At 66.2% G+C, this 22,531-nt stretch carries 21 protein-coding genes and 1 tRNA gene; 10 read left to right on the top strand and 12 right to left on the bottom strand.

Annotated elements, in window-relative coordinates:
• Nucleotides 1-6 precede the first annotated feature (6 nt).
• A complete protein-coding gene (locus R2733_11740) occupies nt 7-183 on the bottom strand; it encodes a hypothetical protein (GenBank protein ID MEZ5377169.1) in 177 nt (58 codons plus the stop codon).
• Between the two features lie 179 nt (nt 184-362).
• On the opposite strand from R2733_11740, the gene R2733_11735 reads away from it, so the two are divergent.
• Together R2733_11735 and R2733_11730 are read left to right on the top strand one after the other, a co-directional pair.
• The gene (locus R2733_11735) at nt 363-5,816 is read left to right on the top strand and encodes a phage tail tape measure protein (protein MEZ5377168.1); all 5,454 of its coding nucleotides are present in this window, start codon (nt 363-365) and stop codon (nt 5,814-5,816) included.
• Between the two features lie 96 nt (nt 5,817-5,912).
• Nucleotides 5,913-6,272 (top strand): helix-turn-helix transcriptional regulator, encoded by a 360-nt coding sequence (locus tag R2733_11730; GenBank protein ID MEZ5377167.1) that lies wholly within the window; start codon nt 5,913-5,915, stop codon nt 6,270-6,272.
• A 3-nt stretch (nt 6,273-6,275) separates the two neighbouring features.
• On the opposite strand, the gene R2733_11725 is transcribed toward R2733_11730, so the two are convergent.
• Complete coding sequence (locus R2733_11725; protein ID MEZ5377166.1) at nt 6,276-7,337, bottom strand: DUF4214 domain-containing protein; 1,062 nt, start codon at nt 7,335-7,337, stop codon at nt 6,276-6,278.
• A 105-nt stretch (nt 7,338-7,442) separates the two neighbouring features.
• The gene (locus R2733_11720; protein MEZ5377165.1) at nt 7,443-7,823 is read right to left on the bottom strand and encodes a hypothetical protein; all 381 of its coding nucleotides are present in this window, start codon (nt 7,821-7,823) and stop codon (nt 7,443-7,445) included.
• Nucleotides 7,824-7,954: 131 nt separating this feature from the next.
• Here R2733_11720 and R2733_11715 point away from each other — a divergent pair, with 131 nt between their 5' ends.
• From R2733_11715 to R2733_11680, 8 genes are all read left to right on the top strand, one after another.
• Nucleotides 7,955-8,239, top strand: coding sequence for a hypothetical protein (locus R2733_11715; GenBank protein ID MEZ5377164.1), 285 nt, complete (start codon nt 7,955-7,957; stop codon nt 8,237-8,239).
• Between the two features lie 32 nt (nt 8,240-8,271).
• The gene (locus R2733_11710; GenBank protein ID MEZ5377163.1) at nt 8,272-8,538 is read left to right on the top strand and encodes a hypothetical protein; all 267 of its coding nucleotides are present in this window, start codon (nt 8,272-8,274) and stop codon (nt 8,536-8,538) included.
• Nucleotides 8,539-8,612: 74 nt separating this feature from the next.
• Nucleotides 8,613-9,533 carry a tyrosine-type recombinase/integrase gene (locus R2733_11705; GenBank protein MEZ5377162.1) on the top strand — a complete coding sequence of 307 codons (921 nt, stop codon included), beginning with the start codon at nt 8,613-8,615 and terminating at the stop codon, nt 9,531-9,533.
• Between the two features lie 7 nt (nt 9,534-9,540).
• Nucleotides 9,541-10,140: a hypothetical protein gene (locus R2733_11700; protein MEZ5377161.1), complete on the top strand. Its 600-nt coding sequence runs from the start codon at nt 9,541-9,543 to the stop codon at nt 10,138-10,140.
• A gap of 175 nt (nt 10,141-10,315) precedes the next feature.
• Complete coding sequence (locus R2733_11695; protein ID MEZ5377160.1) at nt 10,316-10,486, top strand: hypothetical protein; 171 nt, start codon at nt 10,316-10,318, stop codon at nt 10,484-10,486.
• Nucleotides 10,483-10,791: a hypothetical protein gene (locus tag R2733_11690; GenBank protein MEZ5377159.1), complete on the top strand. Its 309-nt coding sequence runs from the start codon at nt 10,483-10,485 to the stop codon at nt 10,789-10,791. The genes R2733_11695 and R2733_11690 overlap by 4 nt, the downstream gene beginning before the upstream one ends.
• Nucleotides 10,788-11,276 (top strand): hypothetical protein, encoded by a 489-nt coding sequence (locus R2733_11685; protein MEZ5377158.1) that lies wholly within the window; start codon nt 10,788-10,790, stop codon nt 11,274-11,276. The genes R2733_11690 and R2733_11685 overlap by 4 nt, the downstream gene beginning before the upstream one ends.
• The gene (locus R2733_11680; GenBank protein MEZ5377157.1) at nt 11,270-11,536 is read left to right on the top strand and encodes a hypothetical protein; all 267 of its coding nucleotides are present in this window, start codon (nt 11,270-11,272) and stop codon (nt 11,534-11,536) included. Before R2733_11685 ends, R2733_11680 begins: the two co-directional genes overlap by 7 nt.
• A gap of 89 nt (nt 11,537-11,625) precedes the next feature.
• Here the strand turns inward: R2733_11680 and R2733_11675 are convergent, their stop codons facing one another.
• The 9 genes from R2733_11675 to R2733_11635 all read right to left on the bottom strand — a co-directional run bounded on the left by R2733_11675 (nt 11,626) and on the right by R2733_11635 (nt 22,509).
• Nucleotides 11,626-12,594 (bottom strand): site-specific integrase, encoded by a 969-nt coding sequence (locus R2733_11675; protein ID MEZ5377156.1) that lies wholly within the window; start codon nt 12,592-12,594, stop codon nt 11,626-11,628.
• Between the two features lie 287 nt (nt 12,595-12,881).
• Nucleotides 12,882-12,954: transfer RNA gene (locus R2733_11670), tRNA-Thr, on the bottom strand.
• A gap of 82 nt (nt 12,955-13,036) precedes the next feature.
• Nucleotides 13,037-14,104, bottom strand: a complete 1,068-nt coding sequence (locus R2733_11665; protein ID MEZ5377155.1) for a hypothetical protein — start codon at nt 14,102-14,104, stop codon at nt 13,037-13,039.
• Complete coding sequence (tmk, locus tag R2733_11660) at nt 14,104-14,700, bottom strand: dTMP kinase (GenBank protein ID MEZ5377154.1); 597 nt, start codon at nt 14,698-14,700, stop codon at nt 14,104-14,106. The genes R2733_11665 and tmk overlap by 1 nt, the downstream gene beginning before the upstream one ends.
• A 7-nt stretch (nt 14,701-14,707) precedes the next feature.
• Nucleotides 14,708-17,467, bottom strand: a complete 2,760-nt coding sequence (gene topA, locus R2733_11655) for a type I DNA topoisomerase (GenBank protein ID MEZ5377153.1) — start codon at nt 17,465-17,467, stop codon at nt 14,708-14,710.
• Between the two features lie 125 nt (nt 17,468-17,592).
• Nucleotides 17,593-18,969, bottom strand: a complete 1,377-nt coding sequence (nhaA, locus tag R2733_11650; protein MEZ5377152.1) for a Na+/H+ antiporter NhaA — start codon at nt 18,967-18,969, stop codon at nt 17,593-17,595.
• Between the two features lie 57 nt (nt 18,970-19,026).
• Nucleotides 19,027-19,608 (bottom strand): ATP-binding protein, encoded by a 582-nt coding sequence (locus R2733_11645; protein MEZ5377151.1) that lies wholly within the window; start codon nt 19,606-19,608, stop codon nt 19,027-19,029.
• 10 nt (nt 19,609-19,618) lie between these two features.
• Nucleotides 19,619-20,845, bottom strand: coding sequence for an FAD-binding domain-containing protein (locus tag R2733_11640; GenBank protein MEZ5377150.1), 1,227 nt, complete (start codon nt 20,843-20,845; stop codon nt 19,619-19,621).
• Between the two features lie 134 nt (nt 20,846-20,979).
• A complete protein-coding gene (locus tag R2733_11635) occupies nt 20,980-22,509 on the bottom strand; it encodes a cryptochrome/photolyase family protein (GenBank protein ID MEZ5377149.1) in 1,530 nt (509 codons plus the stop codon).
• Nucleotides 22,510-22,531: the final 22 nt, after the last annotated feature.

Raw genomic sequence — 22,531 nt, 5'->3', positions numbered from 1 at the left:
TATGAGCTAGGAGAGGGCCTCAAACAGGGTCTGCCACTCGTGGATCTCGTCCTCTTCTCCCGCCGGCGTCGGGGTCTCCGGTCCAGAAATCTGGACGGCGTTGTTGTACTTGCGATAGCTGGCAGTGAACGAGAGGTGAGTCGACTGGGTCTTGCGATACCCGAATGGGATCGGAGATCTCATCGTCCCAGCCTACCGACGGCATCCAAAGCTGATAGGGCGAATCCGTCAGCCTCGTCGTTGCGAGCCCTGTGCGCCACCGTGGGTCCGGTTCCACACCCCGCAGCCCACGGTGGCCAGCGCTCGCCCCAGGCCCGTGATGGCATCCGGGTGACCAGGGCAGACGGTCGGACTCTGACCGTGTGGAACTGGAACGAATCAGACTCGCACTCGAAGTTGACTCAGCCGCCTGGGCTGCGGGCCTCCGTGGCGCCGCGACCCAGCTCGGCGGGTTCGGCGCCCAGGTCGACGGCATCGTCGGCAAGATCACCGGCGTCACTTCCAAGCTCGGCGCTGCCGGGACTGCGTTCGGTGCGTTCGGCGCCGGCATGGCCCTCGCCTTCGCTGCCAGCATCGGCCCAGCCATCGAGTTCGAGCAGGCGTTCACCGGTGTCCTGAAGACCGTCAACGGCTCCCAGGCCCAGCTCGCCACCGTCCGTGACGGCATTTTGGACATGTCCCGGACGATGCCGATCGCCGCCACCGAGATCGCCGGTGTCGCCGAAGCCGCCGGTCAGCTCGGTGTCGCGACCGGTGACATCCTCGGGTTCTCCGAGACGATGATCAAGCTCGGTGTCACCACGAACCTGACCGCCGAGCAGGCCGCTACGTCACTGGCCCGGTTCTCGAACATCATGGGCACCTCGACGTCGGATGTCGACAAGCTCGGTGCGACGATCGCCTACCTCGGCAACAACTTCGCCACCACCGAATCTGAGATCGTCAACTGGGGGCTCCGACTCGCCGGCGCCGGAGCGGTGGCTGGTGCCACCGAGGCCGAAGTACTCGCCATCGGTGCCGCCATGTCGTCGCTCGGGATCAACGCCGAGATGGGCGCGACCGCGATCTCGACGGTGTGGATGGAGATGACCAAGGCGGTCGAGACCGGCTCCCCGAAGCTGCAGACCTTCGCCGAGACCGCCGGCATGACATCGGAGGCGTTCGCCTCGATGTTCGAATCCAACCCGACGCAGGCATTGAACGAGTTCGTCACTGGACTCGGACGGGTCGAAACCGAAGGCGGGTCAGCTGTCCTCGTTCTCGATCAGCTCGGCCTCGACGGTGCTCGCATGTCGCAGGTCTTGTTGTCGGCGTCGTCCGCCGGCGACAACCTCGCCGTGTCGATCGAGGGCGCGACCCGTGCCTTCCGTGACGGTGTCGCCCTGAACGACGAGTACGGCAAGTTCGCCGAGACGACTGCGGCCCGGATCGAGATCCTGAAGGGCAAGTTCAAAGCCCTGGCCGTCGAGGTCGGGACCCCGGCACTCGGCGCAGTGGTGACCGTCATCGACGGCATCGGGGTCGCGGTCGACTTCCTCGTCGACAAGGTCGGCCCTGCAGCGAGCGAGGTAGCCGAGTTCGCGGGGAAGGTTGCCGGTGCGGGTGCTGTGCTGGTGGCTTCGCTCGGGGCACCGATATTGCAGGTTATCGGCGGTGCGATCATCGGGTTGGCGACCAGCGTCGAGGTCCTGTTCGCCGTCCTGAACGAGATCCCCGGTGCTGCAGGCGCTGCTGCCGCAGGTATCGCGTTCTTCGCTGCTGCGTCGACAGTCGGCGGAGTGTCCGCCGTGTCCGCCGCGTTCGTGTCGCTCGGTCAGGCGCTCGGAGCTGCCGCGATCTCTGGGACATTGGCAGGCACCGGCCTCGGTTCGGCCGCTGCTGGCATGGCTTCGATCACCCTCGCCGCCGCCCCTGTCGCCGCGGTGGCTGCGTTCGCTGCGGTGGTCGCCCTGATGGGCTTGAACGCACGCAACGCGAAGGAACGAGCCGACGAGTTCGCCAGTTCGTTGACGAGGCTGTCGGTCAACGCTGAGGGCCAGGTCACCATGGACGGTCTCGCCCAGGCGACGCTCGCAGCCGCTGACGCCTACTACGAGGCTGCGGAGAAGTCCGGCGGGTTCCTGAACACGGTCAAGGAGTTCGCCGGGATTCTTCCCGGTGTCTCCGATGCGTCGCTCGACAACGCGCTGACGCTGCGCGAGGCGGGGACGGTCGCGGTCGAAAGCGCCAACCAGTTCAAGCTGCTCCAGGACACGTATGCGACGGTGGGGATGCAGTTCGGGCTCACCGCCGACCAGGTCGAGCGGCTGGCGTTGGTGTCCGGCATCGATCCGTCCGGCTTCCTGGATCCGGCAACGTGGAACGACACCTTCAACGCCCTCTACGAGGTAACGCAGGCGTCGGCGGAGCTGGCAGACACCACCGGGACGACGATCGATCAGCTGACGAACGCCTCGGAATCGGTCACGCAGTTCGGCCTGGCCGCTGGTCTGACCGCCCCTGAGATTGGCTACCTTGCCGATGCTTTCGACATCGACTTGGCCGCCACCGGCGACGACCTTGCGAACGCGAAGACGCAGATGCTCCTCGCCGCCGAAGCAGCACGCGCCTCCGCCGAGTCTGTCGGCGGCATGGGCGACGCCTACCTCCAGGCCGCCGGCCATACCTACGAACTGGTGAACGCCCACACCGCGCTCGGTGAAGTGATGTCGGGGATCGGGGCTCGACGCCAAGCGATGGTCGCACAGACCCAAGCACTCGCTACCGCCGAGGCGAACCTCGCAGCAGCGCTCGAGTCGGGAGATCCAGCGGCGGTGGCACAGGCGTACGGCGACCTTGCGGTGGCCCAGGGATCAATGCAGACCTCGGTCGAAGGTGTCAACGGTGTCGTCGCCGCCAACATCGATGCGTTCCGGGACTGGGGGCACCAGGTCGGTCTCACCGACGAGCAGATCGGGTCGTTTGCCCTGAACTGGATCGCTCTGACCGAGCACGAGAAGGTTGACCTGGTCATCACGGGCATGGAGCAGCTGTCAGAGGCCGAGCAGATGACGTTGCTCCTCAAGCTCAGCATGCTCGACCTCAACAACACCAAGGTCCGCACCGACATCGAAGCCAACACTGACGGCGCTCGCGAGCGGGTCGCTGACCTGGCCAGCGAGTACGACCTGTGGGACCAGGCGACCGTCGAGACGTTCCTCATGGCAGACGGCGACGAAGCCATTCGCATGGTCAACGAGCTGCTCCTCGCACTCGGTCAGATCCCTGCGACACGCTCGGTGATGATCGAGGTGTCGTCGAACATCTCGGGCGCTTCGCTGGCGTGGCGGGCCTCCGGCGGTGGCGGTGGCCTGGCTTCGCTCGCTGACGGCGGGATCGTGGGCTACGCCGATGGCGGACTCGCTGAAGCGTTCGCAGCGGGCGGTGTCGTGCGTGAACGGCCCGGGACGGCCGGGATCTACCGGCCAGCGTCGAAGTACCGGATCTTCGCCGAGCCCGAGACCGGTGGTGAGGCCTACATCCCGTTGGCTGCGTCGAAGCGTGGCCGGTCCCGTGCGATCTGGCGGGAGACCGGGCACCGGCTCGGCATGTTCGCCGACGGCGGCATAGCTGACCGTATGCGCTACCTGACGGGTGGGATCGCTGACGCCGAGGCGTTCGCGAACGGCGGTGTCACGTCGGGTTCGTTCTCGAGTGGTGTGTTCCTGCCGACGATCCACGTCGGTGTCGAGATCGACTCGCGTGGCGCCGGCGAACTGTCCACGACGTTGGGCGGTGTCGCCTCGGCGATCGGGAAGGTGAAGTCGGTCGCTGACGGGCTCCCTGCTTCGTTCCAAGCATCGTTCGGCACTCTCGAGGAGATCGCAGCGTCGACGGGCCTGTCGTTGGAGGAGGTCCGTCGGATCGCAGCCGACGCGTTCGGCCAAGCCGCTGTCGAAGCGGAGTCATCGTCGGAGCGCATGTACCGGGCGTTTGCTGACGCTGGGATCGGGATCGAGCAGGTCGCTCACGACGCCGGGCGGGCGTTGGTCGAAGAGATGGACCCCACCGAGTTTCTCGCCCAGATGGAACGCATCACCGGCTGGCTCGCGTCCGACCTCGGCCCGGTGCTCGAAGGATTCAACGGCGATATTGGCGACACGATCGATTGGATCGAGTCGATGGGCTTGTCGATGGACGAAGTGTTTTCCACCGTGTTCCTCGAAGCGGCCGACGACATCGACATCCTCACCTCCGCACTGGGCCTGTTGGAGTCGGCGATGAACGACACCGACTCGGCTGCACGTGACCTCACCGACTCGATGGACTTCCTCAACGGCCGCCAGCTGGATCTGATCACCGCGCAGAACGACGCCACCCTCGCCGTGGCCCGGTTCCAGAAGATGATCGACGACGGCAAGACCTCTACCGACCAGTTCACCGAGGCGGGTGCACGGACGTCGGACGAGATGATCCGGCTCGGTGAGACCCTGGCCGGTCTCGTGATCGAGGTGGCGAAGTCGGGGGCAGGGTTCGAGGCGACCGAACAAGCGATGGCGACGCAGATCGAGACGTTCCGGCGCCTGGCGACCGCCGCCGGGTTCACCGAGGAACAGATCGCCAAGTACGTCGAACTGTTGTTCACGATGCCTGCTGACATCGTCACCAACGTGACCGTCGAGGCCGGTGAGGAGCTGGCGACGGTCGAGGCGTTCAAGCAGGCGATGGAAGAACTCGACGGGTTCCTCGCGATCCCAGACATCCAGTTGAACGACGCCGACGCCACTGCACGGGCGGTTGAACTCCAGGACCGGCTCACCGAACTTGGCCTCACCCAGACCGTCGTCACCGTGGATGCCGAAACTGGGCAGGCCACGGTCGACGTGGAAGCGGTCGGGAATCTGCTGAACGACCTCGCGTCGGGCGCGACGGTCGTCATGATCGACGGGAACCCTGTCCCGGCCGAAGATGCGGTCGCCCTCGTACGGGGCCTGCTGGAGGGTCTCGTGTCGGCCCCGTACGACGCCCAACTGTCCGCCACCGATTCGGCGTCGCCCGTTGTGTCGACCGCGCAGGGCAACGCTGACACGTTCGCCTCCCGGCCCTACGACGCCACCCTCACAGCGACAGATTCGGCGTCGGGCACGATCGACTCGACGAGGTCCCGTGCCGAGGGGTACGCGTCGGGCCGGTACGACGGCAACCTGACGGCCACCGATTCGGCGTCGGGGACCATCGAAGGGACCAGGGGCAAGGCGGCCAGCTACGCGACCACCTACAACGCGACGCTGACCGTGACGGACAATGCGTCGGGGATGATCTCGCGGGCGCAGGGCGCAGCTTCAGGGTTCGCCGGGACCTACACGGCGACCCTGATCACAAACAGGATCGAGAACGTCATCACCAACAACCTGCCGAGCAGGCCGCCTCCTGCCGCAGCGAACGGGATGCTCACCCTCGCCGGCGGGTTCCGTGCGATGGCTGCCGGCGACATCCTGCACCGCAACGCCATGATGATGCCCGGCCGCTCCAACATCCTGTGGGCCGAGGACATCGACGGCGAATCCTATATTCCGCACGCACCATGGAAGCGGGAACGCTCGACCCGGCTCCTCGCCGAGACAGCGGGCCTGTTCGGCTACGGCCTCCACCGCCGTGGCGCCGGCTACGGGCCTGCTGCTGGCCCAACAGTCGTGGTCAACTCGGACTTTGCACCCCAGGTCGTCTTGAATGGTGTCTCCGACGAGCGGGTTGCCCGCACGGTCGCCACTCAGATCGAGCGGGAGTTCAAGACGTTCCACAGGGAGATGAGCCTGAGCCTCGTCGGGCGCCACTGACGAGGTAGCTGATACGGCCGCCTATCCGGTGGGTCTGCGGGCCTCCCGACGGTCGAGAAACCACACCACGACGGCGATCGGTTATACCGTGGCGGTATGCCCGACGAGTCTGATCTCGAGCCCACTCCCCCATCCGAACGACGGATCTGCGCAGCGATCCGCAGCTTCCGTGAAGCCGCCGGTCTGACCCAGGCCGAGGTCGCCGAACGTGTCGGGGCGCCCCAGTCGTATCTGTCCCGGTGGGAGACGTCACGGGTGCCGAGCTACGGGGATCTGTGGACGATCGAAGTGAAGGGCCTCGGTGTCGCACCGGGGTCGGTGCTGCGTCTGGCCGGGTTCGTCGACCAGGTGGCCGGCGAGACGAACGGTGTGCGTGACGCGATCTCTGATGATCCGTCGTTGTCGTTGCCGCAGAAGCGCATGCTGCTCGCCGCGTACGAGGCCGGGTTCGAGTAGGAGCTACCGCGGGTCAGACCAGCGGGCATTCAACGCCTCGCAGGTAATGCGACCAGGCGGCACGCTCCTGAGCCGACCGTCGAGAAGAATCGAGACCTTGCTTGCGGTCTCACCTGCTCCTACGTCGTCAATGCCTGCCAATTGATCGTCCACTCTGATGCCGTCGATGTAGGCGATGAGATGAACAGATGAATCACTCACGACCGACCTTGGATTGGTGAGCTCGATTCGGATGTCGGGGTAACCGAGGGTGTTGGTTCCGAGGAGTCGGCAGCCATTCGGGGATGCGACCACTGGGTTGGCCCTCCATCGAATGCTCGCGATCTCACACGTCACACGGCCGACTGCGACGCCCTCATAGGTCGATTTGGAAAGAAACAGCGAGTCCTCTTCCGCGTATTGACCACTGCGCACGAGATCGACGCCCATCAACTGGTCATCGACTCGTTGGCCGTCGATTCGGCCGACGATGTTGAGGGTGCCGTCGGCGTCTCGTCCGCTGTCGTTGGTGACCGACACCCGGAACTCGATGTATCCAATGGAGTTGAGTCCAACTACCACGCAGCTCGAGGCCGAGGGTGGAGGGTTGGGAGGGGCAACTTGTGGCTGGGCGACCGGAGCAAACGGGTATCGCCCGATGAACTCGTCGTTGGCTGCGACCCAGCGCACAACTCCACCGCGGGTGAGCCCTGCGCGAACCTGCCCCAACCAGTAGTTGAACCCGCCCTGGTCGTAGCCACGGCCAAGCACGTTGGTATAGACGATCTCCAGGAAACGCTCGTCACCGACGTTGCCGTAGGTGTTGGCGAACTCGGTCGACGCAGCGAAGCTCTCGGCGATCGTGTCGAGCGATGCGCCGAACCTGGCCTGCTGGATCCAGTACTTGGCGCCGACGACGTCGGGTGTCCGCTCGAAGAACGCCCGATACAGCCTCAGCAGGTTGGCGTCGGACTCGCGGTAGTCGCTCGCGCCAAGGATCTCATCGAGCGTCTCGGCCTGCGACACCAGCGCTGCGCCGGCAGGTGTTGGGGCAACGAGCCCGAGCATGCTGGCGATGAGAACCACCGCGACGATCGATCGTCGAATTACACCCATGCCGCCACTCCCCTGCTCGCCGGCCACGGGAAGAGACTGGCCGCCGGGCCTGGCGCCGTCAAGCCGAACGGCTGTTCAGAGCATCCGCTTCCGCCACTTCATGGCGTACTGCCGGTTCGACGATCCCATGGCCGTGCTGATCGCAGCCCACCCGTGCCCCGCCTCCCTGGCCGCATCGATGGCGATGACGGTGGCGGGATCGTCCTGGGCCTCGAAGGCACCGGTGACCGCTTGCAGTAGGGCCTCGTCTGGCGGGCCTGCTGGTGCGGGTGCGGGCTTGGTTCGGAGCTTGCGCCATCCCTGGGCGTACTGACGATCGCTCGAACCCATCGCCTCGCTGATCGATTGCCATGTCTTGCCGGCGTCCCGCGCCTCGTCGATGGCGTCCACGAGGCGTTCCTCGATCTCCTCGGCTTCCTCGACGAGGGCGGTGATGCGTTCGAGTGGGTCAGACATGGGTGGCTCCTGGCGGGTTCGGCAGCTCGCCCCATCGATCGATAGAACATATGTCATGATTATCTTGACGATGGTGCAGCACTTGTGTCATGATTCTATTCACAAGGAAGTCCGAACGCCAGGAGCACACCATGTCCGTCACATCGATCCATCCGAAGGCCGCCGCCAACCGTGCCGCCAAGGCCCGCCGGCTCGCCGCCATCCTGATCGAGCACGGCGCCACCCGGGCCTCCGCCACGGGCCTCCCAGCCGCCTCATGGGCTCACGTCGCCGAACTGGACGCCATCCGCACCGGTGGCAGCTTCCGGGCGCCGTCGGCCGCCACGATCGCCGAGACCCTCCTCCACCTCCCGCTGACCGTCGCCGAGCAGGCCGCCGCCTACGCCGACGCCGAGCAGCTCCTCGAAGCCGCCTGACCCCGCCCGATACCGACCGAAGGAACCCCGCCATGACCACCACCCCCACCACCACGAAGACCGCCGACGAGTACTTCGATCTCGCGCTCGCCATCTGGCCGCGACCCACCGCGGCCGCCGACCTCCGCCCCGCATGGGACGCTGCGATCGCCCGAGGCGAGACAGCGCAGGGCCTCCACGCCGCTGCCGTCGAGTACGTCCACGACGTCGGCCGCCGGGTGTGCCGCAACTCGCCGGTGTGGCCAGCCGAGCGGTTCTTCGCACCTACTGGCGACTATCGGGTGTACCAGCCCGACTGACTTCCCACCCGCCCAGGTGGCCGATACGAACTGTTATCGGCCCCCGGACACCACCACTCCGAGGAGACACCACCATGCACGACATCACGACCCATTCCGCCGGCGTCGAGCGGGCCGGGCCTCTCGACAGCGCCACCACACGACTCATCGCCGGGTTCCTGCTCGCCCAAACCTCGACCAACACCCGGAAGGCGTACCGATCCGATCTGCGGATCTTCCATGACTGGCTGACCGACCATGCCGATAGCACGCCGCTCCTGCACGCCACCCGTGCCCACGTCGACGCGTGGGCACGGCACGGTGAGGAGGTCGAGCGACGGCGGCCGTCGACGATCGCCCGCCGCCTCACCACCCTCTCAGCGTTCTACGGCTACGTGATCGACGAGGGAGTGCTCGACATCAACCCCGCCGGCAGGGTGAAGCGGCCGAAGGTCGGCGAAGGCCACGTCGAGCTCACACCGGGCCTCGATCGGGACCAGGCCCGAGCGCTGCTCGCCTGCGCCGCCGCCCACGGGCCTCGTGACCATCTCCTCGTGCTGCTCCTGCTGACGGTCGGCCTGCGGATCTCCGAGGCCCTGTCGCTCGACCTCGACGACATCGAAGAGCACCGCGGCCACCAGTCCGTGCTCATCCGAGGCAAGGGCGGCACCGAGAACCGAGTGACGCTCCCGCCGCTCGCCTACTCGGTGGCCCGACAGATCGGCGACACCGGCCCCATGCTTCACCGTGACGGCGTCCGATGGAACCGTGACCAGGCGAACCGGGCACTCACCCGTCTGGCACGCCGTGCGTGCCTCGGACGACACGTCACCCCGCACATGCTTCGTGTCACCGCGATCACCGAGGCGCTCGAGGCCGACATCCCGCTACGCGACGTCCAGGATTTTGCCCGGCACGCTGATCCGAGGACGACACGCCGCTACGACCGGGCTCGTGCGGGCCTGGACCGGCACGCAGCAACGGCTGCCGCGATCGTGGCGAGAATCTCGGCTTAGTCTCTTGTTGCGTTTCAATACGAGACATGTCATAGTGTGTCGTATGAACACACAACAAGACATTGACCCGCACGGCTGGCTTGCACGCATGCTCGAGCCCCAGGCCGACTGGCGCCGAGCCAAGGCTGCCGAGTACCCCGAGGACGAGCGAAACGCCCGAGCTTCGGACTCCCTCCACGACTTCATGGCTTGGATCCGAGCTCTTCCAGGAGACGACCCTCGGACGAAGGCTCTCAGCTCGGTGCTGACGTACCACGACGCCGGCCTCGGCGAGGAGAGCAGTCGGGAAGTGAGCAGATACGGGTTCGACGGAAAGCCGCCGTCGTTCAGCGCCTGCCTCACTCGCCTCGTCGTCACGAGCGCCCGTGACGAACGCGCCTTCGCCTACGACGTCTACTCGCCGGATGACCTCGCAAAGGAGATCGATTGGTACGGCGAAGCCACGCTTCTCAAGCTGTGTCGACTTGGAGCTCTGGCGGCACAGGTCGAAGAGGAGATCGCGGAGACAGCTGGGGCATGCCATGCCAACGGGATCGCCTGGGAGGCAATCGCGGCAGCACTGTCGATCCAGCGGCAAACGGCGCAGAAACGATACGAACACGTCTGACTCAAGCCAGCTTCGGATCGTGCCGAAGCATCGGTGTCGAGCAAGACTCCACAGCAAGCGTTCGACGCAACCACAACCAGGAGACCGCCCGCCAGCTACGCCCAGCCATGGCGGGCGGTCCCGCGTCCGGGATGGCATCCGGCCGAGAGACGTCTCTCCGCTGACGATGGACGCCATGAGACGCCGCCCCCTGAACCCCGAACGGCACCGGATGACACTCCGCCTGCCCGAGACCCTGTACGACGAGCTCGGCGACCTGGCCGACCAGCACACGTTCGGCAACCGGTCCGCCCTCGTCGAACGGATCCTCACCGATCACGTCGCCAACGTGAAGGCAGCGGCATGACGATCCTGCACGTCGACAAGCCCATCGAGGTCGGCGAGACGATCGACGGCTACCTCGACCACACCGGTGCGATGGTGTGGCTCCCGACGCCGATGCGGATCCTCGACGCCGGCCGGGCCTACGTGATGGCCGCAGTCGCCGGCGGACCGCTCGTCACGTTCATGTCGTACGAAGTCCGGGCCGTGTTCGACACCGACCGGACCAAGACCGCGATCTACCTGCACCGCCACGACGCCAGCCAAGCTCGGTGGGCGCAGTTCCCCAAACCCGCAGCAGCACGCCCCACTGAGGGAGTCGCTGCATGACCACCCGCACCCATCCGAGAGGAACCCTCATGGAAGCAGCAGCCACCGACACCGCCGGACTCGTCCGGTACGACCTCGAGCGCGTGTTCGCCACGAAACGCAAACCGCTCCGAGTCAACGACCAGATCGTCGCCTGGGTCGACCACGACGGATACCGGCACGACATCGTGACCGAAAGACCCGTCTCCATCTGGGAGATCCGGAACGGCTACGTGAAGGCCGTGGAGGCGTTCACGCGTTTCGAATGGGGCGTCCGTGCCACACCGAAACCGCAGATGTTCGTGTTCGCTGTCGACGACTCCCAGGACGAGCTGTGGCACGGCTGGAAGATCATCCAAGCCGCCGGCCTGGTCCGGGCGAACGACAGTGAACGGCGCACGATCGGCGACCGTGCCGGCGAACCGGTGCCGATCGCAAGCTGGGAGGTCCCGTACAACGACCGCTACGCCCTGCGCGTCACCGAAGCGCAGGCCCCGTCATGGTGACCCCATCCGAGAAGACGATCGCCGAGCGGTTGGCCGCCGGCAAAGCCAGAGCGCAGGCCCAGCTGGCCCGAGCGACCGGTCAGCCGATCGAACCGTCTCCGCCGGAGACCTCGCCGGCGACGACCACCTCCCCGCTGTTCCCCTATCCGACGATGACCACCCAGCCCGAGCCGACGATCGCTGAGCGGATGGCCGCCGGGAAGGCGCGGGCGCAGGCCCGGCTGGGGACCTACGACGCGGGTTTCGATCACGTCGCCTGATCCCCGGTTCCGGCGGACCTCCTTCCGACCGTCGGAACCCACATGAGCGAAGAGCACCCTCGACGATTTCCCGGGGGTGCTCTTCCGCGTCACAGCAACCTGTCACCCAACGCCTGCGCCGCCCGCCGAGCAGTCGCCGGCACGTGATGTGCGTACACCTTCTGCAGCGTCGCGATGGACTCGTGACCAAGCATCGCCGACACCGTCGCTTCCGGTGTGCCGTCGTCGAGCAGTTCGGTGGCGTAGAAGTGCCGCAGATCATGGAACCGGACATCGACCGCCTCGGCCCGCATCCGCACCTTCCGCCACCGTGACGACCACGCAGACGGCGTCCACGGGCGATCGTGACCGGCGTTCGGCGAGAACAGCCACACAGGCCCCGTGTTGCCCTCCCTCGCCGCTCTGGCCTGTGCCTCGGTCGCCCACTCGCCGAGGATCTTCGCAACGAAATCGGCGACCGGTACGACACGAGTCTGATTCGACTTCGGGGCCTTCACGACCGTCCCACCGTCACGGATCTCAGCTATGGCACGTTCCACCACGAGCTCAACGCTCTTGATGTCCTGCACCTGAAGTCCCAGCATCTCACCCCGACGAAGGCCTGCGAGCGCTGCAGTACGCACCGCAACACCCATTCCGAACTGTTCGTCTTCGTCCGCGAAGTCGAACAGCCGGCGCACCGTCTCCGGCGTCGGCGGCTGGATCCTGTACGCCGGGCCTCGTGGGACCTTCACGCCAACCATCGGACTCGAATCGACCCACCCCCACCGGATCGCCCGTTTGAACGCCCCCTGCAAGATGGTGTGCGCCTTCTGACACGATCTCGGCGACAGGCCCTCTTCGAGCATCTCGTCGTAGAACTGCTCAAGCGTGTCGGCGTCGAGCTTGTGGAGATGGATGTGTCCCATCGTCGGCAATATGCGGGTCCGCGACATCCGTCTGTACTCGTCGACCGTGGACGCTTCGAGCCGTCCGGGCTCGGTCCACAGACACCGCTCGAGGAGATCTCGGACGGTGCGCGCCGTCGAGTTCGGCGAGAGCATCGACGCCTTCCGCATCAGCGCCGCCTCGGCTCGGCGGGCATCTCGACGGGTCCCGTGAACAATTTTCGTGATTCTTTTTCGCCGGCCCTGATCGTCTCGTCCGAGGTCTGCGACGACCTGCCACCTGTCGGGTCCCTTGCTGACTATGGCCATGTGTAGCTCCCACGCTCGACCACTTGTAGTGACGTCTCATGGGCTACCAAGCCGGGTCGGGCCGCCGAGGGCACATGTGTGCCCTCGACCCCTGGTCGCTCCCCGATCAGATCAGACGACATCTGATGCCTGACCAGGGAGAAGGTGAGAGCCCGAAATGGGAGTTGAACCCATGACCTACGCTTTACGAGAGCGTCGCTCTACCAACTGAGCTATCCGGGCGGAGCCAACAGCTTATCGGTCGTTGTCCTGGCGCCACGCTTCGTTGCCAGGTTCGCAACCGTCGCCTGGCCGGTGGCGAGGCTCAGCCCAACTGGAGGAACAGCGCCTGGAGCAGGAGTTGTTCGTTGGGGTTGCGCACCAATGCTTCCGCCGCTCGCTGGATCGCCGCAATCGAGTCGACCGCCGCCGGGTCGGATCCGGCGACCAGCCGGTCCCGGTAATGGCGGGACATGGTGGCCAATCCGAAGCGAAGTTCGTCGTTGCGGATGGCCTTGATCTGGCGCTTGTGCTGAGCGACGAGCGACGACCGGCCGAGCCCGCGTTCGCCGAGTTGTTCCGCCTTGGCATCGAGCTCTTCGATCTCACGCGCCTGCTGGAGGTCGAGCGGGGCCTGAGCTTCGTCCATGCCCTCGCGTACCTGATTGACCAACTCGACGACGTTGGCGCCGGTGCCGTCGAGCTTGTCGGGGACGCTGGCCCACAACGCCGCCCGGGCGGCCAGCCGATCGTCGTTGGACAGCAGGCGGGCTCGATCGAGGTCGCCACCCGATGCCAGCGCTGCCAGGTGGGCTCGCTCGGCCGGCACGCCATCGGAGATCAGCGAGACCTCGAGCACGTTGGTGGGGATCGGCGAGAACTCGACGGTGACACAGCGACTGGCGATGGTCACGATCTCCGGTTGGACGTTCTCCGCCAACAGCACGAACACCGCCGACGGCGGCGGTTCCTCGATCATCTTGAGGAGGCGACCGATCGCCGCTTCCTCGATGTTGTCGACCCCGTGCACGACGATGACCTTGCGCGGCCCCTCGGCGGGCGACGTCTGGCCGTGGCGGATGATCTCCTTCGCATCGTCGACGCGCAGCGCGGCGCCTTCCGGCCGCACTTCCTTCAGATCAGGGTGGTTGCCGGCGATCGCCAGTCGTCGGGCCCGGTCGGAGGCGTCGCCATCGAGATGTCGGGACAACAGGACGGCGGCGAAGGACCGAGCCGCCCGCGCCGTCCCCACGCCCTGCTGCCCGAGGAACAGGTAGGCGTGAACGGGAGCGATGGCTGCGGAGTCCAACCGAGTGATGGCGTCGGGCTGCCCGATCACGTCATTCCAGATCGGGTCCTCGACGCCGCGGCCGAATGCTGCTTCGGTCGCCATCACAACCTCGGCTCCACGACCGCCCAGATTGCCGCCTCGATGGCGTCGACCGGCTGGGCCGCGTCGATCACGACCCAGGTGTCGGGATCGGCGGCCGCCATCGAGCAGTAGGCGTCGTAGACCGCCCGATGGAAGTCGGGTCCGGCCTGTTCGAGCCGATCGAGGGAACGGACGAGACGTTCGACGGCGGCTTGGGGGTCGAGGTCGAGGAACACCACGATGTCGGGGAGTCGATCGGCAACGGCCCATTCGTTGATCGAGCGAACGGCGTCGAGACCGAGGCTGCGCGCCCCGCCTTGGTACGCCATCGAGGAATAGAGACTGCGATCGGAGACGACGTGGCGGCCCTCGGCGAGCGCCGGCTCGACCACCTGGGCAAGGTGCTCGGCCCGGTCGGCGGCCATCAACAAGGTTTCGGCCCGTGCCCCCATGGTCGGGCGTCCGACGTCGAGGAGCAACGAGCGGAGCTCGACACCGAGCGGTGTCGCACCCGGCTCGAACGTGCGAATGGCTCCGATCCGCTGCGCCAGTCGATGGGCTTGGGTGCTCTTCCCCGACCCTTCGCCGCCCTCGAACGCGATGTAGCGCCCTGGCACGCCGGTCCTAGAACGGTGTCTCGTCGGGCGACGAGTCCACCGACGAGGACGCAACCTTCTTCGCGCCCGCCTTCTTGGTGGTTTTCTTCGCCGCCTTCTTCTTGGTGGCCTTCTTCTTTGCCGACGCCTTCTTCGTGGCCTTCTTCTTCGCCGCTTTCTTCTTGGTGGACTTCTTCTTGGTCACCGGACCGCGAGCGCGGCGGTCAGCGAGCAGCTCCGAGGCCCGCTCGATCGTGATGGTCTCGGGATCGTCACCCTTGCGCAGGCTGGCATTGCTCTCACCGTCGGTGACGTAGGGCCCGAAGCGCCCATCCTTGAGCTGCACCTCTTTGTCGGTCGCAGGATCGACACCGACGATCTTGAGCGGCGCCGCGGCCTTCTGCCCACGCCGCCGCTTCGGCTCGGCCAGGATCTTCAACGCCTCGTCGAGGGTGATCGTGAACAGCTGAGACTCGGCGTCGATACTGCGAGAGTCGGTGCCCTTCTTGATGTAGGGACCGAAACGGCCGTTCTGGGCAGTGATCTCGACCTGGTCGGCGGGATCGAGCCCGATCACCCTCGGAAGTGACAGCAGCTTGACGGCGTCGTCGAGCGTGATCGTCTCGACGTCCATGTATTTGAAGAGCGACGCCGTCAGCGGCTTCTCGCCGGTGTCGTCGTCGTGTTCGCCCATTTGCACGTAGGGACCGAAGCGGCCGGCCTTCAGCAGGATCGGGATCTGGGTGTCGGGATGGATGCCGAGCTCGCGGTCGCCCTTCGGGGCGTCGAGCAGTTCGACCGCCTTGGCGATGTCTAGCTCGTCGGGAGGAAGGTCTTCCGGGATCGATGCCCGGTCCTCACCCCGTTCGAGGTAGGGGCCGTAGCGGCCGACTCGGGCCACGATCGGTACGCCGTCTTCGTCGGCGCCGAGCGGGATCGAGTTGACGGCTCGCGCATCGATGTCACCCAGACGTTCCGATACCTGTTCCTTGAGCCCGGGGAGTTCGTCGGCCCCGAAGTAGAACTCGGTGAGCCATGGGATGGGCTCGGCCTCGCCCCGCGAAATCGAGTCGAGGTCGGCCTCCATGCGGGCGGTGAAGGCGTAGTCGACCAGGTCGGGGAAGTGCTGTTCGAGCAGCGTGATCACGGCGAAGGCCTTGAAGCTCGGCACCAGCGCCGAGCCCTTCTTCCACACGTACTCACGGCCCTGGATGGTGCCCATGATCGACGCGTAGGTGGACGGGCGTCCGACCTCGAGTTCCTCGAGTCGTTTGACGAGCGACGCTTCGGTGAAGCGGGCTGGCGGCTGGGTGTCGTGACCGGCGGCCTCGACGTCGGTCACGTCGGCAGTGTCGCCCTCGGTCAGGGGCGGCAGCAGCTGCTCGGCGGCTTCCTGTTCGTCTTCTTCGTCGCGGTCTTCGCGGTAGACCTTCAGGAAGCCCTGGTGCTGAATCACCGTGCCGCTGGTGGAGAAGATGGCGTTGCGCCCGGTCGGGGTCTCGACCTCGAGGCGAAGCGTGACGGTCTCGCCGGTGGCATCGGTCATCTGCGAGGCGACGGTGCGCTGCCAGATCAATTCGTAGACCCGCAGATCCTGGGTCGACAGTTCGCTCGCCACTTCCTCGGGCGTCTGGAACCGATCGCCCGCAGGACGAATGGCCTCGTGGGCCTCCTGGGCGTTCTTCTGCTTCTTGGCGTAGGTGCGGGGCGCGTCGGGCAGGTAGTCGTTGCCGAAACGCTCGGCGATCTGGCTGCGGGCGGCGGCGATCGCGGTCTCCGACAGCGTGGTCGAATCGGTTCGCATGTAGGTGATGAACCCACGCTCGTACAGTCCCTGGGCGACTCGCATGGCCTGCGCCGAGGACAGCCGGAGCTTGCGACCGGCCTCTTGCTGGTAGGTCGAGGTGGTGAACGGCGCAGCCGGGCGGCGACGGTATGGCTTCGACTCACGGCTCTTCACCGTGGCGGTGCGACCCTCGAGTTCGCCGGCGAGCGAACGAGCCGCCGCTTCGTCGAGGTAGGCCCGGTCGGGCTGGGTCAGCGTGCCGTCGGAGCCGAAGTCACGCCCGGTGGCCACGCGCAGATCGTCGAGCTCGACCAGCATCGCCGTGAAGACGTCGGGCCCGTCGCCGCGGTGCTCGGCGCCGGCGGACGCATCGAACGTGCCCTTCAGATCCCAGTAGTTGGCGGACCGGAACGCCATGCGTTCACGCTCGCGAGCGACCACGATGCGGGTGGCGACCGATTGCACGCGGCCGGCGGACAGCCGCGGCATCACCTTCTTCCACAGCACCGGCGAGACCTCGTAGCCGACCAATCGGTCGAGGAGGCGGCGGGCCTCCTGAGCGTCGACCAGGCGACGGTCGAGATCTCGAGGATTGTCGATGGCGCGTCGGATGGCCTCGGGCGTGATCTCGTTGAAGACCATGCGCTTGACCGGCACCCGTGGGTTCAGCACCTCGAGGAGATGCCACGCGATCGCCTCACCCTCGCGGTCTTGGTCGGTGGCGAGTACGAGTTCGCTCGCTTCCTTCATCAGCTTCTTGAGCTTGCGGACCTGATCGGTCTTCTCGGGCGAGACGACATAGAGCGGCTTGAACCCATTGTCGACGTCGATGCCGAGGCTCGCCCACTTTTCGCCCTTGTAGGCGGCCGGGACCTGGGCGGCGTTCTGGGGCAGGTCGCGGATGTGACCGATCGACGATTCGACCATGTAGTCGTCACCGAGATACCCGGCGATTTTCTTCGCTTTTGCTGGTGATTCGACGATGACGAGCGGTTGCGGCACCTTCGCAGACTACGAACACCGACAGCCGTTTTGCGAACACACCCCAAAAACCCAGCGGTCAGGCCAACCGGACGCCGCACTCCACAGCACGGCCTCGCCTCCACTCGTGTTGCTGTGACCTGGGGCTACGCGTGAGCGTGGTGATCTGATTCGACCACGTTGTCGGCGGATGTCGGGGCCGGTGCCAAACGGATGAGGAACGCGCCGAGCAAGGTGGCGAGGAACGACGCGGCAAGAATGCCGATCGTCGCTGCGTCTTGATTGTCGGGGATCTCGAACGCCAGCCCGCCGATGAAGAGGGCGACGGTGAAGCCGATGCCGGCCACTGCTCCTGCGGCGAGGACGTGGATCAGTGAGACGCCACGCGGCATGTCGGCGATACCGAGCCGAACCGCAGCCATGGTGAACAGCGTGATGCCGAGCGGCTTGCCGACCACGAGTCCGAGGATCACACCCCACATGACCCGGTTCGAGATGGCGTTGCTCAACACATCCCCACTGAGCAGCACACCGGCGTTGGCCACGGCGAACAGCGGAACGATGATGAAGCCGGTGAACGGCGACAGGAGGGTGATGAGTCGCGAGGTGATCGGCACCGTCTCCTTCATCTTCCAATTGACATCGCGCACGGCGGCCGGCGTCGCCCGCTCGCCGGTGACGATGTCTTCGATGTTCTCGAACGCACGCGGGCCGAGCAACGGGCGGGCCGGCGCCATGAGTCCGAGGGCGACGCCGGCGATGGTGGCGTGGATGCCGGACCGGAAGGTGCAGTACCAGACGAACACGCCGACCACGATGTAGACGGGGATGTACCAGACGCGGAACTTCTTGAGCAGCGCCACCACCACGAGCCCGGCGACCGCAGCGGCGAGCCACTGGAAGGACAGTCCCGACGAATAGAAGATGGCAATCACCAGGATCGCACCGATGTCATCGGCGATGGCAAGCGTGAGAAGGAACAGCTTGAGCCGGAACGGAACCCGCGGGCCGAGCAAGGCCAGCACACCGACGGCAAAGGCGATGTCGGTCGCCATCGGGACGCCCCATCCGTGAGCGCCGGACCCGCCAATGTTCACCCCATAGAAGATCAGTGCCGGGAGCAGCATGCCGCCGAGGGCGGCGATGGCCGGCAAGGCTGCGACCTTGGGGTCGGACAGGTCGCCGACCACCAGCTCGGACTTGATCTCGAGTCCGGCAACGAAGAAGAACAGCACCATCAACACGTCGTTCACCCACAGATGGAGTGGGAGGGCGTGCCCGTCGTGCTCGAACAAGTGCGTGGTGCGGAAGACGACGTCGAGTCCGCTCTCCCAGAACGAGTGGTAGTTGTCGGGTGCGACGTTGGCCCAGATCAGCGCGGCCGCCGTTGCTGCGAGGAGCAACACACCCGACGCCGTCTCCTGCTCGAGGAATCGGACCAGCGGTCGGGCGACCGCTTTGGCGAGACGGGTGTCGCCACCGCTCCACGCCTCTTTGCGAATGGCAAGGGGAGATTCAGACATGATCCTCGACTCGAGACTGGGAGATCAGCTGATGATCGTAGTGCCCCGAGTGTGGCGTCAGTCTCTTGCGGAATCGACGGTTGGGTCCTGCGTGCCCTGCCAGAGTTCGAGGTGCACCGTGGTGCCACCAGGTGTCGAATCGAACACCACTTCGGCCGAGCTGAGGGTGCGCATGAGCGGGATGCCGAAGCCCCCTTCGATGTCGAGTCGCTCGGGCTGTTCGATGTCGGGGACCAGCCGTTCCTCGGGCATACCGGGGCCCTGGTCGATGACGCTCAGCTTGACCCAACCCCGGCCGACAGCGGCCCGCACCCGCACGCGCCCGAACGGAGGCACGAGTTGGTTGGCCTGGATCGCGTTGGTGGTTGCCTCCGATGTGACCCAGCGGAGGTCGTCGAGCCGATCACCGACGAGCGCGTCGGCGGCGGTGGAGCACGAAGCGATGATCATTCGAACGACCGTGACGAGGTCGAACCGTGAAGGAATGTCGATCTCGATGACATCGACGTGTTCGGTCGTTTCGTCATGGCCGGAGAGCTGCGGGGCCATCACCGGAGACGGTAGCCCACCGAGCGGACTCGACGAGAACGGGACTCCGATGGCATCGACCTCGTTCGTCGGTGCGTCGTCGGCGGTCACCGCTGCAACCTTATGGGAGGTCGATGGCGCGCAACCAGGCGCTGAACGATCGGACGGTTCCCCCGTTCGGGCGGACATACCACGGATAAGGATGGACGGCGACGGGACCGATGTCGCCAGACCGTCGTACGAAGCCCGGGACCGGCGCGTGTGTGACGGCGACCTTGCGGCCACGAAGTTCGTCGGCCGGTCGGCCGAGACGCAGCTCGAGATCGCGGCTCGTCGCAAGTTCGGCCAGTGTCTCGGTGAGGAAGACCAGCCGCTTCCCCGACAGCGAGAGCGACGCAAGCAGCGGCTCGTCGAACACGAACACGACGGGTAGATCAGGATGTGCGACGAGCGCCGGGTCGGCGGTGCCCAACGATTCCGCCGTGAGCCACACCGTGTCGGGCGCGGTCGAGATGATCGGGGTCGCCGGGCCGGCGATCGCGGCGTCGTTGCCTTTTCGGAGCGTGACCGGCTCGTCGTGAGGCACCGGGGCGACCGGTTCGGGCCAGGTCTCCACCGGACAGTCGTGGACCTTCTCACACGACGCGCACAGCCCCGCCGCACGTTCTTCGACCTGCCATCGGCTGAAGGAATACGACTTCGCCGACGCCAGACCGGCGGTCCACTGCCACCCGAGGCGATTGGCGGCTCGTGAACCATCGATCAGGTGACGGAAGAAGAAGTCCTCACCCTCGTTCCACGGCGCTGCGGAACGCACGCTCCAGTGACTGGCGAGCCACATCCGAGACTGGTTGACCAGCCAACCGTCTTCCTCCAACTCGCCCAGGGTCAGGTCCATGCACGCCATGTCGCGGTCGTAGAGCTCTGCGGCGTTCCACGACGCATCGACCACCGGCTGATCGGCGCGTACCCCTTGGCGCGTGGAGCGACCCAACCGGGCGTACCAGTGACGGGCGTACTCCTGCCACAGCAACTCGCTGCGGAACTTGGCGACATCGCTCACGGGCCCGCCGTCGACGTGTTGCCAGACGCGGTCGAGGGTCAGCAAACCATGGCGGATGTACGGCGAGAGCGCCGACGCGCCGCGCCGGGGTGTCGGGTAGACCTCATTTCGGCGGCGGTCGTAGCCGCTGACGTCGAACGAGCGCAGGGCCTCGTCGGCTGCGGCCTGGCCACCTCGAAACCGCAGCGACCCCGACGGCTCGTCGCAGATGAGGTGGCGGAGGTGGTCGCCAACGAAACGCGCTGCTGCGTCTCGGCCGATGTCTGGCGTGGGGAGCGAACTCACAGGGTCTCCGAACGGCATCCGATCTGGATGCCCTCAGTATCGACCATCTGACGCCTCCCTTTTGTGGGTCATCTCCACCAAAACCGACCGATCGGGCCCGGTCGAATGCCCCACCACGGCCTGCTTGGGGCAGGTCAGAGCGTTCCGGCGTCGAGTTGTTGCCGGATCTCGACGGCGTGCTCCCGAACCTGCTCGAGATCGGCGAGTCGTCGCATGCCGGCGAATTGGCGGGCCAGACGGTGATTGGCCCCCAACGTGTCCTCGTTCCTGGCCAAGAAATCCCAGTACAAGGTGGTGTACGGGCAGGCTTTCGGCCCGACCCGCTGCTTCGGGTCGAACCGGCACCCCCGACAGAAGTCGCTCATTCGATGCAGATACGCACCACCCGACGCGTAGGGCTTGGTTGCCATGCGCCCTCCGTCGGCGTGCAACGCCATGCCGATCACGTTCGGCACCATCACCCACTCGGCACCGTCGACGAACGAGGCCCACATCCATTCCATCATCGCCTGGGGGTCGACGCCGTGGGTGAGGGCGAGATTGCCGAGCACCATCAGTCGCTCGATGTGGTGGGTGTAGCCATGGTCGTGCAGGTGCTCGATCGTGGCGGCGACACACGCCATCTCAGTGGTCGCCTCACCGGTGAACGCTGGTGGGACGGGGCGGTCGGCGGACAAGGCATTCGAGCCGCCGTACTCGGGCATCCAAGCCCAGAACAGACCCCACACATACTCCCGCCAGCCGATGACCTGGCGGATGAAACCCTCGGCCGATGCGATGGGGACCCGACCGGATCGGTACGCGGCCTCGGCCGCCTCGACCACCTCGATCGGGTGGAGGAGCCCGAGATTGAGCGACGACGACAGCGCCGAGTGAGCGAGCTTCCACTCGGCCGTCAACATCGCATCCTCGTGCGGACCGAACACCGGGAGGCCGATGTCGATGAACTCGGTGAGCCGCTGCCGGGCCTGGGCCCTGGTCACCGGCCAGGTGCCGTCGGGTGCGGCGCCCCAGACGTTGTCGGGGAAGCGTTCCAGGACGTCGAGATCGATCGCATCGAGTTCGAACCGGGTCAGCGCCGGCCAGGCTCGACCGTCGGTCGGCGGCGGTTCGCGGTTGTCGTGGTCATAGTTCCATGAGCCACCCTCGGGGTGGTCGCCGTCCATCAACAGATCGAGCCGGCGACGCTGGAAGCGGTAGAAGTCCTCCTGCTTGAGTGCCGTCGACGGGCTGTCACGATCGATGCCGCGCTCCTCGAGCCACCCGGCGAAGTCGTCCTCGTGGCACGCGAACTGAGCATTCGGAACGAGCTCGACGCCAAGTCGCGCAAGGAGCGGGCGGGCAACCCAGCTCATCGGCTCCATGGCCATCACCCGCGACGGGGCGAACTCATCGACATGTTCGCGGAACCCCGTGGTCATGTCGGCGGCCTGTCGATGGTCGACCTCGTAGCCGGCATCGGTGAGCTCGGCGGCGAGATGCGCCATCCCCGACAACACGACATGAAGACGCTGGCGATGCCATCGCTTGGACTCGATCTTCGACCGGCTCTCGATCAGCAGCACCCGACATGCCCCGGGCGCGAAGTCGCCGAGCGGGCCGACCGACGGGTCGAGCTGATCGCCCAGGATCCAGACGGTCGGCAATCGTTCGGAGTCGGCCATCGCCCGATGGTGCCAGGCCGTA

The sequence above is a fragment of the Acidimicrobiales bacterium genome (assembly GCA_041394265.1).
Lineage (GTDB): Bacteria > Actinomycetota > Acidimicrobiia > Acidimicrobiales > SZUA-35 > JBBQUN01.
This window is presented reverse-complemented; position numbering and strand designations above follow the sequence as displayed.